At 57.9% G+C, this 16375-nt stretch carries 15 protein-coding genes; 8 read left to right on the forward strand and 7 right to left on the reverse strand.

Annotation, left to right across the window (positions count from 1 at the left end; genetic code table 11):
• The first annotated feature begins 526 nt into the window (after nucleotides 1–526).
• Nucleotides 527–1252: a Crp/Fnr family transcriptional regulator gene (locus ACVMIH_RS39055; protein WP_456827125.1), complete on the forward strand. Its 726-nt coding sequence runs from the start codon at nucleotides 527–529 to the stop codon at nucleotides 1250–1252.
• Nucleotides 1253–1704: 452 nt separating this feature from the next.
• Here the strand turns inward: ACVMIH_RS39055 and ACVMIH_RS39060 are convergent, their stop codons facing one another.
• The gene (locus tag ACVMIH_RS39060) at nucleotides 1705–1833 is read right to left on the reverse strand and encodes a hypothetical protein (RefSeq protein ID WP_456828510.1); all 129 of its coding nucleotides are present in this window, start codon (nucleotides 1831–1833) and stop codon (nucleotides 1705–1707) included.
• Between ACVMIH_RS39060 and ACVMIH_RS39065 the strand changes: the two genes are divergently transcribed.
• Together ACVMIH_RS39065 and ACVMIH_RS39070 are read left to right on the forward strand one after the other, a co-directional pair.
• A complete protein-coding gene (locus ACVMIH_RS39065; RefSeq protein WP_456828424.1) occupies nucleotides 1811–2008 on the forward strand; it encodes a Flp family type IVb pilin in 198 nt (65 codons plus the stop codon). The two genes, ACVMIH_RS39060 and ACVMIH_RS39065, sit on opposite strands and share 23 nt — an antisense overlap.
• Before the next feature lie 166 nt (nucleotides 2009–2174).
• Nucleotides 2175–2756: a LabA-like NYN domain-containing protein gene (locus tag ACVMIH_RS39070; protein WP_456827126.1), complete on the forward strand. Its 582-nt coding sequence runs from the start codon at nucleotides 2175–2177 to the stop codon at nucleotides 2754–2756.
• Nucleotides 2757–2968: 212 nt separating this feature from the next.
• On the opposite strand, the gene ACVMIH_RS39075 is transcribed toward ACVMIH_RS39070, so the two are convergent.
• Both ACVMIH_RS39075 and ACVMIH_RS39080 read right to left on the reverse strand, forming a co-directional pair.
• Complete coding sequence (locus ACVMIH_RS39075; protein ID WP_456827127.1) at nucleotides 2969–3391, reverse strand: hypothetical protein; 423 nt, start codon at nucleotides 3389–3391, stop codon at nucleotides 2969–2971.
• Nucleotides 3392–3503: 112 nt separating this feature from the next.
• Nucleotides 3504–3824, reverse strand: a complete 321-nt coding sequence (locus ACVMIH_RS39080) for a hypothetical protein (protein ID WP_456827128.1) — start codon at nucleotides 3822–3824, stop codon at nucleotides 3504–3506.
• Between the two features lie 589 nt (nucleotides 3825–4413).
• Here ACVMIH_RS39080 and ACVMIH_RS39085 point away from each other — a divergent pair.
• The 3 genes from ACVMIH_RS39085 (at nucleotide 4414) to ACVMIH_RS39095 (ending at nucleotide 9007) form a co-directional block, all read left to right on the forward strand.
• Nucleotides 4414–7290, forward strand: a complete 2877-nt coding sequence (locus ACVMIH_RS39085) for a bifunctional diguanylate cyclase/phosphodiesterase (protein ID WP_456865910.1) — start codon at nucleotides 4414–4416, stop codon at nucleotides 7288–7290.
• A 659-nt stretch (nucleotides 7291–7949) separates the two neighbouring features.
• Entirely contained in the window at nucleotides 7950–8279 is a 330-nt protein-coding gene (locus ACVMIH_RS39090; RefSeq protein WP_456827130.1) for an NYN domain-containing protein, read from the forward strand.
• A 98-nt stretch (nucleotides 8280–8377) separates the two neighbouring features.
• Nucleotides 8378–9007: a hypothetical protein gene (locus ACVMIH_RS39095; protein WP_456827131.1), complete on the forward strand. Its 630-nt coding sequence runs from the start codon at nucleotides 8378–8380 to the stop codon at nucleotides 9005–9007.
• 812 nt (nucleotides 9008–9819) lie between these two features.
• On the opposite strand, the gene ACVMIH_RS39100 is transcribed toward ACVMIH_RS39095, so the two are convergent.
• Nucleotides 9820–10173, reverse strand: a complete 354-nt coding sequence (locus ACVMIH_RS39100; RefSeq protein WP_456827132.1) for a Dabb family protein — start codon at nucleotides 10171–10173, stop codon at nucleotides 9820–9822.
• A gap of 642 nt (nucleotides 10174–10815) precedes the next feature.
• Between ACVMIH_RS39100 and ACVMIH_RS39105 the strand changes: the two genes are divergently transcribed.
• The gene (locus ACVMIH_RS39105; RefSeq protein ID WP_456827133.1) at nucleotides 10816–11958 is read left to right on the forward strand and encodes an 8-amino-7-oxononanoate synthase; all 1143 of its coding nucleotides are present in this window, start codon (nucleotides 10816–10818) and stop codon (nucleotides 11956–11958) included.
• Nucleotides 11959–12707: 749 nt separating this feature from the next.
• Here the strand turns inward: ACVMIH_RS39105 and ACVMIH_RS39110 are convergent.
• Together ACVMIH_RS39110 and ACVMIH_RS39115 are read right to left on the reverse strand one after the other, a co-directional pair.
• Nucleotides 12708–13451, reverse strand: a complete 744-nt coding sequence (locus tag ACVMIH_RS39110) for a carbonic anhydrase (RefSeq protein ID WP_456827134.1) — start codon at nucleotides 13449–13451, stop codon at nucleotides 12708–12710.
• A 9-nt stretch (nucleotides 13452–13460) separates the two neighbouring features.
• Nucleotides 13461–14171 carry a thermonuclease family protein gene (locus ACVMIH_RS39115; RefSeq protein ID WP_456827135.1) on the reverse strand — a complete coding sequence of 237 codons (711 nt, stop codon included), beginning with the start codon at nucleotides 14169–14171 and terminating at the stop codon, nucleotides 13461–13463.
• A gap of 744 nt (nucleotides 14172–14915) precedes the next feature.
• Here ACVMIH_RS39115 and ACVMIH_RS39120 point away from each other — a divergent pair.
• The gene (locus tag ACVMIH_RS39120) at nucleotides 14916–15098 is read left to right on the forward strand and encodes a hypothetical protein (protein ID WP_456827136.1); all 183 of its coding nucleotides are present in this window, start codon (nucleotides 14916–14918) and stop codon (nucleotides 15096–15098) included.
• Between the two features lie 544 nt (nucleotides 15099–15642).
• Here the strand turns inward: ACVMIH_RS39120 and ACVMIH_RS39125 are convergent.
• Nucleotides 15643–16302, reverse strand: a complete 660-nt coding sequence (locus tag ACVMIH_RS39125) for a nodulate formation efficiency C protein (protein ID WP_456827137.1) — start codon at nucleotides 16300–16302, stop codon at nucleotides 15643–15645.
• Nucleotides 16303–16375 lie beyond the last annotated feature (73 nt).

Here is a 16375-nt window from a genome sequence, read left to right on the forward strand (position 1 = left end):
CGATCAAATCTGAGCCTGAGATGACACACCTTGTCGAGGACCTGGATTGTTTGTACCTCACGTACGGCATTTGTCGGAGCATTCTCAACTGCGTGCGGTCTACACGAATATGACTGAACGATGACGGCAAGTTCTCCATGAAGCATCGGCGGTGACAGACGAGCAGTGCGAGCTGGAACGTTGCATGTAAGAGAATTCGCGTCTCAAAGACCTGATTGTGTGACTATCTGAAATTATCTTCGACGTCGTAAAGCGCGGGGAAGACCAGAACTCCCGTGAGTCTATGGCACAGCGTGTGCTTACCGCTTCAGAGCAAGGGGGGCAGGCTCCGCCCTTGTCTCCCTAGGGGCGGGGTGGGGCCGCTTACCGCGGGGAGCACAAAAAGCACGCTAGGAAGAGGGACCATGGCCGACCACGTGCCCGCCGTTGTCGACGCGCTGGACTGCTCCAAAAGTGTAGCTCACAAGCGGGCGTTCAGCACGCAGCCCATGCTTCGGCCTCTCTTGGTGCGCCCAAGGAGCGGCCCTTGATCAAAAATGCGATTCTAACGCGGCTTTCTTTGCAAGATCTTGCGGCAGTAGGGGAGATCCTTGAACCGATCACCCTGAAAAAAGGTACGGCTCTGCATGAGCCGTATAAGCGTGTCGAGCACGCCTACTTCATAGAGTCGGGTCTCGCTTCGCTGAGAATTGTCACGGCGGGAAGCATGCTAGAAATGGCAGTCGTAGGACATCGGGGCGTGGTCGGCGCGGAGTTCTTGCGAGGAGGGCGGCTTTCGGCGCATCAATCGGTCGTGCTCTTTGCCGGAAGCGCGCACCGGATCCGTGTCGCGGATTTGCGTCGAGTAGTAAAGGAACGCCCTGAGATCCGAGAACATCTCGTTGGTTACAGCCAAGCGCTGACCTTTCAGTGCGTTCAGTCGGCATTGTGCGGAGTTCGGCACGATCGCGAACAGCGGCTCGCCTCCTGGCTCTGTTTGGCAAGCGATGCTGTTGACGCCCCTATGCTGCCGATTAGCCATGATTGTCTTTCCGACGGCTTAGGATTGCGCCTTGCCGCGGTTACGGAGACGCTCGTTCGATTCGAAGGATACGGGCTGATCCGCAAGATGCGCGGCGTTTTGCAGATTGACGATCGCAAGTCCCTCGAGCAGAAGGCATGCTGTTGCTATAAGCTCGTCTCGAGCGCTTATGCCTCTTCGGTTCATTGTCTTGAGACGAGTGGGTTCTTTGCTCGAGCAGTCAGGGTCTGAGCGAGGCCTGCTCGGATGATTTAGGCTCAAGGAGCTTAGTTTCTTCTAGGGCAGCAGCCGCTTGCGCGACGTCTGACGCCCGAATTGCTGCGCCAGTTTGCAACGGCGGCACTTGGAGCTGGATCATAGGCTCGGTCATGATGCCAAAGCCTAATCGGGGTGGGCAATCATCGGGCGAAGGGCGCGAATGAGACGCTCGGGTAAAAATCAAGGTACTCGTGCGTTGCGTACTGAGTTCGTCGGAGCGCAGCCAAAGGGAATCAAGGTATCCTTTGCCGAGCCACGAAGACGGAAATACGAACCGCTGTAGATCATCGCGGGACGACAGGCGAACAGTGTGAATAGTGGTACGGCACGAGGGAGATTGTGCGCCTCAAAGCGCATGTTGTGAAGCAATCTGAGGTAACCTCACGTGACCTAGCGAAAAGTGCTGAGTGAACGGAATTGCTGGGCTAGAATTCCAAGCGGGGCGCCGCCACAAATGACATTGTCATGAGATCATCTGCTTTTCTGCGGTTTTGGTCGGCCAGAACTGGGGCGACCTCCATCGAATACGGTCTGATTGCGGTGGCGATTTCCATTCCGCTTATCCTTACGCTCAGCGGCCTTCGTACAAACCGCAGCGCGGATTGCAGTTCTGCGCCCGCCCTCAGCGTTTCGACCAATCACCTTGACAAGCTGGATCTCGCACGTGAGCCCAGTGCGGGCAAGCAACAAAACTTCGAAAAGGCCTCCGCTGGATCCTTGAACAGATGACATGAAGTGGATGAAACAGGAGAGCCGCGGTGCATGAGTTTGACATAAAGCTCGTTCCAAGTCATTGGAAGGCATCCCTTGGCTGCCAGCCCTCCAGCGTTCCTCGCAGGTGGACAGTCGATAGCCTGCGCGGCCTCGCGCATCCGTTTTGGAGGTTGGAGCAGTAATGTCCCGACTCGAAAAGCTTGCCCTCTTTATCGACGGTCCGAACCTCCACGCGACCTCCAAGGCGCTTGGCTTCGAGATCGACTACAAGCGCCTGCTCGAGGAGTATCGGAGGCGGGGCTCGCTGCTGCGGGCGTTCTATTACACGACGATTGCTGAGGATCAGGAGTATTCGTCGATCCGGCCGCTCATCGATTGGCTGGACTATAACGGCTACACCGTCGTCACCAAGGCAACCAAGGAATTTCTCGATCCCAGCGGCCGGCGTAAGGTGAAGGGCAACATGAACATCGAGCTTGCAGTCGATGCCATGGAACTCGCGGAGCATATCGATCAGATGGTCCTATTCTCCGGTGACGGCGACTTCCGTTCGTTGGTTGAAGCGGTGCAGCGCCGCGGCGTCAGTGTCACCGTCATCTCCACCATTGCGATCCAGCCGCCGATGATCGCAGACGAGCTTCGGCGGCAGGCGGACGACTTTATTGAACTAGCGCAGCTGAAGCCGAAGCTGGGGCGCGATCCGACCGAACGGCTTGGGCCCACGACCGGTGGTGGAAAGCGAGAGTCGGTCAGCGCGGAATAGCGCCTACGGTGATGCGGTACAGGTTGATGGCAAGTGGCCGTGATACCCGCGGCGCGCCCGCTCCATCCAACAGTACGACCATCTCATCATGACTTCCTCCTGTCGGTGCTTCTCGCGCCTGTTCATGCTGTTGTGCACGTTGATGCACGGCCATCAGCACCGCTTGTTGCTGCTGTAACGCGCTGTTCTCGGCAGCACGAGTTCCCGCGTCCTCAGATGGAACTGCCGATAGCTTCGGCCGCGTCCTGGACCGGCCGACCCGCTGCACTGGACCGGTGCTCGGATTGCCGTAGTTCGCTCCCAAGGCGCATCAGGCTGCACTGCAGCCAGAGCTTTTCCTGCTTCTCGTGCCTGCTACGCCGAAACAGTGCTTCAGCATATGTGCGCATGCGGAAGCGGTAAAGCAGCCGGTAGAAGTGACTGACCATGTCCCTGTTCCTGCTCGATTTTCGCCAACGAGCCAGCGAGACGCATTTGACCGCATCATTATCTTCACTAAGCGCGACGTTTAAATGCAATTCGTCCCCACGTGTCGCTTGAAACCGACCTTTGAGTGCCTGTTTTTGATGGAGCTCATCCCAGGGGGCGTGGTTCAGGACGTAAAGCCGCAGGAAGAAAAATTCGATCTCCGCCACGGTGATGCATACTTGAGCTATCAGTATCAGTTAGAAGCGGATGACAGACGCAGGATATGACGAAGATCAAGACGAGCTCGTACCGCCCCTGGCGTCCTAGACGTGCGAGAGTCTATCCTCTCTTGCAAGCAACGATAAAAGCATCCAGCAGACTTTGAAGACTTTCGATGTTTACTAACATCCTATCCGATTCTTCGCGTTCTGTTGTGCCGAGCGCATAGAACTCGCGTAGGCGCCTGGCATGGTTCACCCTTTCACGCCCGTTCGCGGCTCGTTTTTCGACAAATTCCAGCTGCGCGGGATCGTAACGGAGCTTGTCCAACTCGCCGAGCAATAGCTTCGTGACCGTCTGTCGGTCATCGCTCGTGAGATCAGTGCTGTAAAGCACACTGAGATAGCGATCGATGTTGGCGCGCGCGACGTGCCCGTACATGTCGCCGGTCCCTTGTGCCCGGGGCGGTCCCTAGGTAAGAGCTCATTGTATCGCCCAGTGGCATCGAGCACTAGCAATCGTTGCTGCTTTGAGCCGCCAGCGCGGAACACCTCGACCATTCGCGTTCGATAATCATGGCACGTGCGGCTTTAGAACGTACCCTTTGAGCCAAGTCCACGGCGATGGCGTGTGCTTCGGTCCGTTTCGTACAAAGTCTGCGCCCCGCGCCCGCTTTGCCGATGATGCACATCTGGTGATGACCCGACAGAATAACGTAGTTGCCAGGGCTCTGGCCGAACCGCGCTACTTTAGTGACATCTAGATAATCTTGGCATGGCCACCGCCGTGAAAGTCATGTCACGGTGCTCTGACACGCGCACAGCATTTACGAAACGATAATACAATCAGCGCGATCATCGCTTACGATGCACTCCGTTTGGTGGATCTGCTGAGACGAGCAGCGCAGCCGATACAAGCGATCGTCACAACTGAGATTGTATGCGCACCGCTATGCGACAGCCGAACCAACTCAGACGTGCATCGGATCTGCCGGCAAATCGCAGGTGCAGGTCCCGCAAAGGAGCGCAACATGCAGGGGCTCGTTGGACGGCGAGATCGGCGGACAAGATCCATCACTAAAGATGGCTGCGGACGGCTTGGCAGTTTGTTGAGTTCGCTGAAAAGGTGTGCAGCCGGTCTGCTGGCTGTTGGCGCGTTCACCGGCATCGCCATTGCGTCGATCTGGATGGCGGCCCACACCTCGACCGAATCGGCTCGAATTGCCAACGAAAGGTTCAAGTTCAACGTCAGCGAGGCGCAGTTCGCGATACGTCAGCGGCTCATCGCTTATCGGCAGGTTTTGCGCGGCGGTGTGGGGCTCTTTGCGGCGACTGGCAATCGCGTGAGCCGCGAACAGTGGCGGACCTACGTCGGCACGCTTGCGATCGATAAAGAATACCCGGGGATACAAGGCGTCGGGTTTACGAAGCAAATTGCCGCGCAGGAGCGCCGTGCACACATTCTGGCGGTTCGATCCGGAGGAATCCCCGACTACCAGATCAGCCCGGGCGGCGATCGCGATGAATGTACCTCCATCATCTATCTCGAACCGTTTGATTGGCGTAATCGGCGCGCCTTCGGCTTCGACATGTTCACCGAGCCGGTGCGCCGGGAAGCCATGATCATGGCGCGTGACACCGGCGCACCGTCGATTTCCGGCAAAGTCACTTTGGTGCAGGAGACGGACCAGGGTGTTCAGTGTGGCTTTTTGATGTATCTGCCGGTCTATCAAACGGCCGTACCGCCGACAACCGTCGAGGAGCGCAGAGCCGAGCTCGTCGGATATGTCTATGCGCCGTTTCGCATGCGTGACCTGATGCGAGGCATTCTGCGATTCGAGCAGCTCTCCGGCGTCAGGCTGGAAATCTACGACGGAGTGTCGCTCCGAAAGAACGATGAACTCTACGATAGCACCGATGGATCCGGACCACGGACGTCCGCATTTACCGTGGTCGAGCCACTGGAAATCGACGGACGCACCTGGACGATACGCTTTAGTTCATTGCCGACATTCGACGCCACGATCGACGGGCAGAAGCCTCGGCTCATTCTCTCAGCTGGTCTGCTCCTCGGCCTGCTGTTTGCAGTTGCGGTGTGGTCACTCTTAATCAACCGTGCCAGGGCGCGCGAACTCGCCGATGCCAACGAGCAGCTAAGCCAGGCAAGAGATGCTGCCGACGATACGCGCGAATTTCTCGAGATGGTCATCGAGAATACGCCGTCACCCATCGTCGTGAAGGATGCCCAGAGTTTCAAATATATCTTGCTCAACCGCGCCGCCGAGCGGTTGCTGGGCGTCCCGCGGACCCGCTATATCGGTAAAACCGCATTCGAGGTCTACCCCAAGGAAGAAGCCGAAGCGATCTTTGGGTACGATAGGGCGATCGTGAAGTCGCGACGCCAACTGTGCTTCGATGAGCATTGGCTCGACACTCCGGGGAACGGCAGAAGGCACGTCAAGCCATCCAGTTTTCCGGTGCTCAATGGCGCCGGTGAACCAAAATATCTATTGACGGTTATCGAAGACGTGACCGAGCGTAAGGAGGCACAGGCGCGGATCCAACACATGGCGTTCCACGACCTGTTGACGGACTTGCCCAATCAGCCGGCCTTCAACGAGCATTTGGCGTCGGCATTCGAGGCGGCAAAATCGTCTGGCAGGGGACTCGCCGTCCTCTGCCTGGACCTCGATCGCTTCAAGGAGATCAATGATATTTTCGGTCACCGCATGGGCGATGCCATTTTGTGCCGCGCAGCGGAACGATTTTCTGTGGCTGCCGCGGGAGCATTTCTGGCGCGCTTGGGCAGCGACGATTTTGCCATCATTCTCACAGATTGCGTACTGCCATCAGGTGCGACGGCCCTCGCCGATCGGCTACTTGCTGTGAGCGGCGACGAATTCGAGATCGACGGGCATCGCGCGTACATAGGCCTCAACATTGGTGTTGCCATCTATCCGGCGGATGGGGCAGATCCCGGTACGCTCGTCGCCAATGCGGATGCAGCGCTGTGCCGTGCCAAGGCTGACGGCCGCGGTATGGTTCGATTTTTCGACGCCGACCTGGACATCCGATTGCGCGAGAAGCGTGCGCTGCACCAGGACCTGAACGTAGCCGTCTCCGAGCGGCAGCTCGTGCTGCACTATCAACCGCAAGCCAAGGTTGGAGGGGAGATCATCGGGTTCGAGGTTCTGCTACGCTGGCAACATCCGAACCGCGGACTTATCTCGCCAGCCGTTTTCATCCCGCTTGCCGAAGAGAGTGGCGCGATCCTTACGATTGGGACGTGGGTGCTGCGGGAGGCCTGCCGTGAAGCGGCGGCTTGGGCGCAACCATTACGCATTGCTGTCAATCTTTCGCCTGCACAATTCGTGCAGGGAGACCTTCCGGCCTTGGTGCACACCACGCTGTTGGAGACTGGCCTCGCCGCGGACCGGTTGGAGCTCGAAATTACCGAAGGTGTCCTGATTGGTGATTTTGATCGCGCGATTGCTATCCTGCGGCGCCTCAAAGCTCTCGGCGTCCATATCGCGATGGATGATTTCGGAACCGGCTATTCATCTCTATCGTATCTGCAGTCATTTCCATTCGACAAGATCAAGATCGACCAATCCTTCATTTCGGATGTCGAGCGTAATGGCCAATCGGCAGCGATCGTTCGTGCTGTGATCGGGCTGGGCAGGGGGCTCAATTTGCCTGTCGTCGCCGAAGGTGTTGAAACAAAGGAGCAGCTTGACTTTCTGTCACGCGAGGCGTGCGATCAGGTTCAAGGCTATCTCATCGGCCGGCCGCGTCCGATCACTGACTATGCGAAGACGATCAGTGGAGCTGGGCATTCGACACACGGCGGCAGGTGTGGATCGTGTGTGACCGAACCAATGGCAGGAACGGCCAAGGCACATAGCTGATTACGTGTTCTCTTGACGCGAGCGGATGGGGCAGACTCGTGCGCTTTGTTCCTCGCTGTGCGAGTCAGGGTACAAAGGCCAAAGGCCCGGGCGTGATGAAAACGTGGTGATGATGCTTCGTACCAAAGCGTTCGTTGGACGGCACACGCCGTATGTCACATAGTGTGCCGAGCGGCATGAATGAATGCGAGCCCGGGACCAGATCTTGGGCAGGCCAGCCCGGGCAAGCCGGCATCTGTCTGGGAAGACGCGCGACAATCGACACTCATCGCCCGAAGCCAGCCTGACCTCCGCCGAAGCGCGGAACAGGCGCATGGAATTGGCCATGCCGCAGATGATCTGGACCCCTGCTGGGAAGATCCTAACGTCGTGTCTATCAATGACCGTCAGAACGCAAGCTTTCACTGGGCGACAGCGGTCCACCTATTTTTGCAAAACTCACATCCGGATACAACCATTGGGAAAACCGAGAGCACTTAGGTGAGAACCGAGAGTTTCGTCCGCTGCGTACTGTGTTTGTCGGAGCGGAGCGAACGGGACTTGGATATAGACGCCCCAATCATCACGCGCAGCAATAAATCATCGCAGGCAGCAATTGAAGTCACCCGAAGCTTCCAGAGACCAGAGATGAAAGGCCCGCTACTGCGGGGGCTCCGCCGATGACCGAGGATCGGGAATATTCGACGATCCGGCCACTCCTCGACGATAACGGCTACGCGCTTGTCGCTAAGCTGATCAAGGAATCCGTGTATGACTGGGGCCGCCGCAAGGCAAAGGCCGACATGGACGTCGAGTTCGCGGTAGATGCCGTTGAACTCGCTGAGCGCGTCGACCGGATCATCCTGCGCTCGAGAAACAGCGACGGTCGTCGCCTAGTTGAGGCTGTGGGGTGTCCTGGCGTGCGCGTCTTTGCGATCTGCACGTCGCTGGCCGATCGCCGACCATCGCCTATGAACTTCGGCGGCAGGTGGACGAATCTATTGACTTAGCGCAGTTGAAGCTAAAGGCGGAACGCGATCCGGTCGAACGGTCGTGCTCCATATCGGGTGCCGGCAAACGCCGAGATCCAGGCGACGTGGAATAACGAATGGCAGTGATCTCGCGCAGGTCGATGGCGACGCCAACAATGCGCCGCTTAAGGGGCAACTCGTATCTCGTCTCTGTTCTGCTAATATGGGCGGTCAGCGCGACTGCGCAGGAGAGCAAAACTGATAACGGTAGATCGGCGCCGGTTGTTTCAAATGTAGGGATCAGATGCTCGCTGAGGCTGACGGCCGGCAACCAGGTCGAGGCTGAAACGTTCATCGCGCGGGAGCACTTTAAGGAAGATATCACGCCAAAGGCACAAGTCAGGATTGCGTGGCTTGGCGCGACCTTTGTGCGAAGGTTCGCGGTGACGGTCGAAACCGCGGGCAATAGATGTCTGCGAACCTACACCTTGAAGAATCCCGCAAAGGACAATGAGATCATCGGAGAACTGGGAATTCCCGATGAGAGCAAATTGGCAGATATCTGGCGCCTCTTAAGACGGCAAGCCAACGGTGAAAGCGGCACATTGCAGACCAACTCTGCTCCCAACATATTCTTTGTCCGTGATGGTATGGGCGCCCTTGGAGTGGTTGATGTCTTATGGGGAGGTGCGGGTTGGGAAATTGGAGCAAGTCCGATCGGAGAACAACGGGCATGGCCGATTGGCACGCGCGTGTTCTTTCCCTAATCGAATGCCGAGGATCGCAGATATTTGGCGGGCTACGACACCAATGGAGCCGCGAAGGTCGCGACCGGAAGCGGCTTGAACCGCGATGGGCAGCTCTCGTCCTTCAGAAGTCCGTCCAGTGTTCCGTGATATGAGATCAAGAAGACGGTCGCGGATAAGCTCACGGGATATCACATGTCGGCAGACGCTGTTGGGGGGGAGTCGTCGGCTCTCCTCTATGTGGAGGTCAGTGGTACGTCGACGCCGTGCAAGCCATAGAGCGCGGCGAGTTCCGGTTAAGTACGGTGCAGAAGATTAGCGTGAAAAGAATCATCAAGCTCAGTTCATCGAACTTGAGACAGCTGTCCACGAACGCCAGATCGCATCGATCTGTTGATCTGGCGTGATTCGCTTCAGTCCAAAAGCCCATGTTCGGGTTCATCTCCAGTCAGGATCGGAAAATCCAAAATGGGGGGCGGTGGCGAAAGCAAGCTCCGCCAGAGGTCAGGCATTTGAGCTGGTGAGACAATAGGGGTAAGCATCATGACGGCGACGACAGCCTGTTCGATCGAATGCAAGGCCACGGTATGAAAAGTACGTTCGCCGAGGCGATATTGTCTTGTTGTAGTAGTCCAGCGAGAATCGTAAGATGTGGTCGATGCGCCAGACAGCGCAATGCAGTGACAGGCTCGACCCGCTCCAATTCTCGGACGTGCATTGAACGATTAGTCACCGAACGACTATTGGCCTCGCGAGCGCTGCGATGATGATCTCAGTTCCAACGAGAGCATCGCGCCGTTGAATTCCGCAGGCTCTTGGTATCGACTGTCGGGTTAACGCGTGGGCGTGGCGCGCCGGCTAAGCTGGACCATTCCTCCTATCGCGGCGAAGCGCGTATCTGTGGATACATCGTAGTCGGCCGCAAAGCGCAGCTCCCGAAGTGGTCGTACCAGCCTGATGGCCTCCTGGTACAGGCCATGCGCCTTGTAAGCTGCGAGTTCCGTCTCGTTGTCAAACTCGGCATAGACCACGACATCGATATCGTTATCGAAACCGTCGGTCTTGCGATTGCGAGCGATCTCGAGCCGGCGTGCATGTGGGATTGTGGTCAGAACCGCCAGGCCTTCGATGATCTCATCGATGTGAGTCGCATCCATGGCTGAGAACAAGACGATGTGACGAATCATAGATGACCCGAAGCGTGTGTTGCAAATCGGTTAAATAACTATCGTGAGATTGGCCGCGCCGCAACGCCGGTGCGGGTGCGGCGAGGCGCGCAAGGGAGGCCGTCATTTGATGCGCTTGAAATGGGGTGTGATGTCGCGATCGCTGGGGGTACGGAGCGTGCGCTTATGATACAATTAGATCACGCTCGCTGAGTGTGCGCGCGTTTGTCCGTTCTGTACAAAGTTTGCGCGCGCATGAGGGTGCCCAATCTGCCAAATAGCTACGCGAGGGCAGAATGGTCCGCCGCATGCAACTGGTTCATTCTCTCAGCGGCTGTTCGGGGAGGACCTTTAGGTGCGGACAAATGAGGGGGCGCAGATGTCTCCGCGTGACGCTGGCATCAAGGTGAGCAGCGTCGGCATCACCGGCAAGGGCGGGTGTGTCGAGAATTGCGTCGGCATGCTCGTCCCGCTTGCTGATTCATGAGGCTTGTTTTCGCTGGACGGCAGTCCGTGACCGTCGGGGTGGAGACGCGGTGCTTCTTCGACCTGTGCGGTTTGATCTGCTTGCGAATCCGTCGCATGTCGGTGACACAAGCCGAGATCTCTGCCACGAACACTCGATTGATCGCGCCCTGCTGCGGGGCGGCTGGGTATTGATCAATGAACACGCCGCTGAATGGCTATGTTGCGGCCCTGCAAGCCTTGAAAGAAGACGATCGGCTGCGTGGCCTGAAGTCGTGCGCAGGAACTGATTTTTCTTCGAACGATTATCTGGCGCTGGCGAGCGCGCCACGTATAAAGAAGGCTCTGCTCACCGCGCTCGATGCCGGCACGCCGATCGGTGCTGGTGGGTCACGGCTCCTGCGCGGCAATTGTAAGGAGCACGAAGCTCTCGAAGCGGAGGCGGCGCGCTTCTTCCGCGCGGAGACAGCGCTGTTTTTCGGCGGCGGTTACATCGCAAATTTTGCTCTTTTGACAACGCTGCCGCAGCGGGGCGATCTGCTTATTCTCGATTCGCTCGTGCACGCCAGTATTCATGAAGGCGCACGAGCGGGCCGAGCCGAGTTCCGGATAAGCGCCCATAATGATCCCCAGTCGGTCGACGATGTGATTGGCGACTGGCGCGCCAAGGGCGGAAAGGGACGCGTCTGGATCGTGGTGGAGAGCCTCTACAGTATGGACGGAGACTTCGCGCCCCTCAAGGATCTGGTTACAATCGCCGACCGCCACCATGCGTTCTTGGTCGTGGACGAGGCTCATGCCACAGGTGTTTACGGCGACCAGGGACGGGGGCTCACCGCGCCCTATGAGGGGCGCGAAAATCTCCTTGTGGTCCACACCTGCGGGAAGGCGCTGGGGACGGAGGGCGCACTTGTCACCGCTTCCGGCGTATTGCGCGACTTCATGGTCAATCGATGCCGTCCATTCATTTTCGCCACCGCGCCATCGCCCCTGATGGCCGTCGCTGCTCGGGAAGCGCTCTTGATCCTACAGGAGGAGCCTGATCGACAGCAACGCCTGACCGATCTTGTCGATTTTACGCATCGGCAGTTCACCATGTGCGGCCGGCCGAGCCGCTCGAACTCACAGATCATTCCTTACATCGTGGGTGACAACGCTCGGGCGATGCGGCTCGCCTCTGCACTGCAGGCGCGCGGCTTTGATATCCGCGGCATACGGCCGCCAACAGTACCTGTGGGAACGGCAAGGTTGCGGATCTCGCTGACGCTTAATGTCGGGCAAGATGATGTATCCGATATGATTGATGCGTTGGTCGAAGAGACTTGGGGCGACGTGCGATGAGGTCGCCAATCATGGCCGGAAGGCCGACGTCCGGATCGGTAAACGATTTTCAGAAGTGCGCGCCGGCGGGCGCAGAGGCCTCCCTCCGATCGGTGAGCACAATGTCGGGCGCGCCTTACTTCCAGTTTACGCCGATCCAAAGTCCGAGCTCAGGGCAGATTCGACGAGGCGGCTCTTCCGAACCGGCGGTCTCTTCATTGGCTGACGCAGGAGAAACCGTCCGATGCCGACGCGAGTAGCAGTTTTCATAACATCGGCGGGCTGGGCAGCTGTCGTGGTCGTAATTCTGCTCTATGTGATCTTCAGTCCCGGTTGAGCCGGTTGACCTGAGCAGGACCATCTGCAGCGGAACCATCTGCATCGGTGTCATGGCGGGATGGGCCGCCTAGATCTCTGTCCCCGAATTCTCGCCTACTCCGGAGGCAGGGCCTAGATGCCGGCGCGCCTGCGCGCAATCTGCCGTTCGAATCAACTGCGTTGGCTTAACGGATCAACGTGCAGACGTGGACGTTGCCGGCCGCGATATGAGTTTTTCCTGGTGCTGGCCGCGCGTTGCCAACATAAGTACGAAGAATATGATGAGTATCAAGAGACCGCGCATACCAAAGTTTATCCCGAAGCCGCGACAATCGTGCAGCGGATCGTGTCCGGAGCATTTGCTGCAGCCCGAAGAACGGCGACTCTCGCGACACTCAATCGAAAGCCGGCTTGGCTGCAAACGGCAGGGCGGCCGGGCGAAGGTGCCAGCGTCAGCCCAGCAGGTCGACGCTGCCGGTTTCGAGGCGATATAGACCTCCGACTATCTTCAGTGTGTTCTGCTCAACTGCAGAGCTCAAAATCGGGCTGCTGGACTTCAGCTTATTGACGTTATCAATCACGTTCTGCCGGATCGCATCGACGGACTTATCACCGGTTTGCTGGCGAGATTCTCTTACAGCAGGCGCAAGCGCAGCAACGAGGGAAGCAATATGCCCCGGCGCCGGCTTGCCCTCGTCAAGCGACTGGATCGTGGCCTCTATCGCGCCGCAATGATCGTGACCAAGTACCAAGATCAAGGGCGTGTTCAGTACGGCGACCGCATACTCCAGACTAGCGAGCGTTTCATTGTTGGCGAAGTTGCCGGCGAGGCGGCACACAAACAGATCACCAAGTCCGCTGTCGAAGGCAAGTTCGGGCGCTACTCGGGAATCGGCGCAGCTCAGAACCGCCGCATATGGATTTTGACCATCGACTAAAAGTTGGCGCTCTCGTTTGAGATCGCGCCCTCGCGATGCGCCGTGCACATAGCGATCGTTGCCATCCATCAGCCGCTTCAGCGCAAGATCCGGCGAGAGCAGGTTATCCGGCTTGGGTGGCGCTTTTGCTTGCTTTGCGTCGACGATATTGTCGCCAAATGGCACGATGAATGCCGAAATAGCGAACAGCAATAGCGAGCGGCGCGAGGTCGCGGCCGTGATCGGATATGACACGCTCTGGGGACGGCATTCATGCATGTTGTCACCTCATTGCCCAGCTCTATGCCATCCCGTGGCTTCGGCCTCTGTTTCGCTGCAAAACCAGCGTTCAGCCGGCTTCTTCGTCATGTCGATTTGTCCGTAACTGACTTGCCCGGGTAAGTGATAGGTGCGCTCGCCCGTGCGGCCCACGGTGCCCTTTATCAGACACTCGGGCGAGGGCGGGTCCGATAGCAGAGCAGATCCGAGCAGGAGTTCCTGAGCGTCGTTCGGCACCGAACTCGCGCCGACGATGATCGTCCCCTTGTTACGGCGACGCCAGTCCCAAGGCGCGATGAACGCGCCCGACCACAGGCCCGCATAGGCATTGCTCGCCACCACCTCATAGATTGCGTAAGCATGGGTAGGCGAGCCCGATGACAGTGCCCAACCCGAGCTTACCATCCAGGCGTTCACGTCCTGGCCTTCGATGAAGCAACTGCCGAATGAACTGCCGTACTTGTCTACTCCTGCGGTCTGACAATCCCACGTTCGTCCATTCGAGTACTTGATAAGCGCGTCGCGCGCAGCTACGCCGCAAGCCCATTTGCGCCCATGGGCGTCGAGGCAAATCTGGTCAGTCTCTGGCGCCTCGATACCCGAAAGCCGAATTCTAGTTTGCTCGATCTCGATTGTATTGGCGTCGAGGATGTGCGGAGGACCGCTGAGTTTCGCCGCGCAAACCGGAGATGTGAGGACAGCGAGCAATGCTGCCATCATTACGCGGTGTTTCATTCCTACAACCTTTCGCTCTTGGTTCATCAGGTCAGAAAGTCGCACGATCCGTCGCCTGCCACATTCGAATGCTTGACCACACCAGTCCGTGATTTGGCCTGCATCGATGCTTGCTTTGTGAAAGCTGGTGGTGATTGTCAGCCTACGACCTGACGCGGCGTGAGATTCAAGGGATTTCTTTGCGTTTGCATAGTTTCAGCGGCCGAGCGGAGAGAGCGACGTTGCTACGCCTGGTTGATTTCCTTCTTGAGGCAGGGCTGCCGCTGGTTCGATAATGGTGGGAAAACCTCACGGCAAACTAGCCACGAAGAGAGCGACTGCTCGATCTGGCCTCCGCCTGCTCTCACTGAACAGAGCCCCCAAGCTTCACTTGGATATCGGGCTGGTGTCCGCGACCTGTTCGTGGCGGCTCGGAGCGTGCGAAATGACGTCCGGTCAACGTTAGATTGGCTTTCGATACTCGAACGGAAGAGAGCGGGAAGCTCGGTAAGAGGGTGAGCGTTGCGATAGGGATGGACAGCTACGTTGATGGCTGGCTTTATCGTCATTGCACGGGATAAGCGGAAAGGCTCCCTTATTGCGAGCGGCAATCTTGATGGCATCCAGTGCGACAAATCAATCCATAACAGGTGCTGGCAATCATAGCACGGCGGCAATTAGTTCTGGCAGGGTCCAGCCGACTCACGCTACCCGTTGCTGTTAATCACCTCACTGCACAATGGGATTGAAATGGTTGCAGCCACCCGCGAATTGCCGCTCTCTTGTTACGCGCTTGAAGTGGACGGCCGACTCAAGGCCGAATTCGCAACCAGAGACGGCGCCAGGGCAGGTGGAGCAGAACTAGAGAAGCGTTTTCCCATGCTTCAAATCAAGATCTGTGACGCGCAGACGAATGTGCGCGAGGAAATCTAGATCTTCCTCTTCGCTCTTCGATCCCTCGCACAAGGCTGCGGAGCTCCTCGCCGGGGGCACTCGGGAAAGGGGCCCGCCGTCATGAAGTATGACGGCGTCGCTATCACTGCCCCGTTCCCGGGGTCCCTCTTAACCGGTCTCGTCGCCGCACTCGCTCCCGCGTGCCGCCTTTGGCGTCGCTGTGCTCACGCTCCTGCGGGTGCCTATTGGTCACGCGATGCGCTGCGCGCACGCCCGATCGGGACTGGCCTCAGCATCTCAACGCCTAGTCCCGGGAAGAATGGGATGGCGAGTTAGCAGCAGCGCAGATTGTGTCCTCTCACTGCGTTGCGTGCGGCGCGGTCGACCTAGCTCTCCCAAACTGGTACGCCGCCGCTCGCTGAGCGCTGCTCCTGGCACAAAAGGCCGAGAGCTATCGTGCTACCTGATTTTTCCATGGCGGGGCTGCAGGCCGTGAGAGACGCTCAGCCTCGCTGAGGCCTGGCAGGACGCGCGAGCGTTTTCAGCGCATGTGCCTTGCTGTCGGGCCCGAGGCGCTCAGCGCTCAATGAGTAGCGCTGCCGTCTTGCCCTCTGCGATCATTTGCCGAGGCCTTTCGCGCCCTCTCTATCGCTTCCAGTTCATTTGGCTCCATGTGATCGAACCACGAGCCAGGAGGAAAGGCCGCGATACGCTTGGCAAGGAAGGATTGTGGCTCCCAATCTTGTCCTTCGCGCTTCTCAAAGGTGATGACCCCGTTATGGGTGAAATGGCGAGGGCCTGGTATATTACAGTTTACCAATAGCAGAACGCGCCACCGATCCTCTTTCTCGGTCGGCTTGCCATTCCCCCCCGTTGCGTAATCCACGACAACGGGTTCGATGATATGGCAGCGGCCGTGCCGCAGAAGAGTTCCGAGCTTGCCTTGCGCGGTCGTCACAAAGTTGAAATTGACCGGATTATGCAGAAAGCGAAGATTTGCGTTTTTTTCGCCATCGGTGGCTTCACTGGCGATCAGCGAAAGCGCGAGGGCGCGCCAGCCCAATTCGATCGGCTTTGCATACGGAGACGCAACCTCAATCTTCCCATCGGTCCCGATCTTCCAGGTAATAACGTAGTGTTCGTCTGATTTATTATCGTGATGCCTGGTCCAAGAAAGATATACGTATTCAGTTCCGTCAATTCCTTCGGCAACTCCCCAGTTTCCAGGGACGAACTGCGCCACTTTCGAAACGTTGGAGACAATATGTTCTATTGTCTCACCGTCTTGCGCTCGCCACGTTGACTTGACTCTTTCG

The organism is Bradyrhizobium sp. USDA 4503 (assembly GCF_054055815.1).

Coding starts and splice junctions, on each gene's coding strand:
- ACVMIH_RS39100 (WP_456827132.1), bottom strand. CDS start 10,173: ATGATTCGTCACATCGTCTTGTTCTCAGCCATGGATGCGACTCACATC.
- ACVMIH_RS39115 (WP_456827135.1), bottom strand. CDS start 14,171: ATGATGGCAGCATTGCTCGCTGTCCTCACATCTCCGGTTTGCGCGGCG.
- ACVMIH_RS39060 (WP_456828510.1), bottom strand. CDS start 1,833: ATGGAAATCGCCACCGCAATCAGACCGTATTCGATGGAGGTCGCCCCA.
- ACVMIH_RS39095 (WP_456827131.1), top strand. CDS start 8,378: ATGGCAGTGATCTCGCGCAGGTCGATGGCGACGCCAACAATGCGCCGC.
- ACVMIH_RS39085 (WP_456865910.1), top strand. CDS start 4,414: ATGCAGGGGCTCGTTGGACGGCGAGATCGGCGGACAAGATCCATCACT.
- ACVMIH_RS39080 (WP_456827128.1), bottom strand. CDS start 3,824: ATGTACGGGCACGTCGCGCGCGCCAACATCGATCGCTATCTCAGTGTG.
- ACVMIH_RS39110 (WP_456827134.1), bottom strand. CDS start 13,451: ATGCATGAATGCCGTCCCCAGAGCGTGTCATATCCGATCACGGCCGCG.
- ACVMIH_RS39120 (WP_456827136.1), top strand. CDS start 14,916: ATGGTTGCAGCCACCCGCGAATTGCCGCTCTCTTGTTACGCGCTTGAA.
- ACVMIH_RS39070 (WP_456827126.1), top strand. CDS start 2,175: ATGTCCCGACTCGAAAAGCTTGCCCTCTTTATCGACGGTCCGAACCTC.
- ACVMIH_RS39105 (WP_456827133.1), top strand. CDS start 10,816: ATGAACACGCCGCTGAATGGCTATGTTGCGGCCCTGCAAGCCTTGAAA.
- ACVMIH_RS39090 (WP_456827130.1), top strand. CDS start 7,950: ATGACCGAGGATCGGGAATATTCGACGATCCGGCCACTCCTCGACGAT.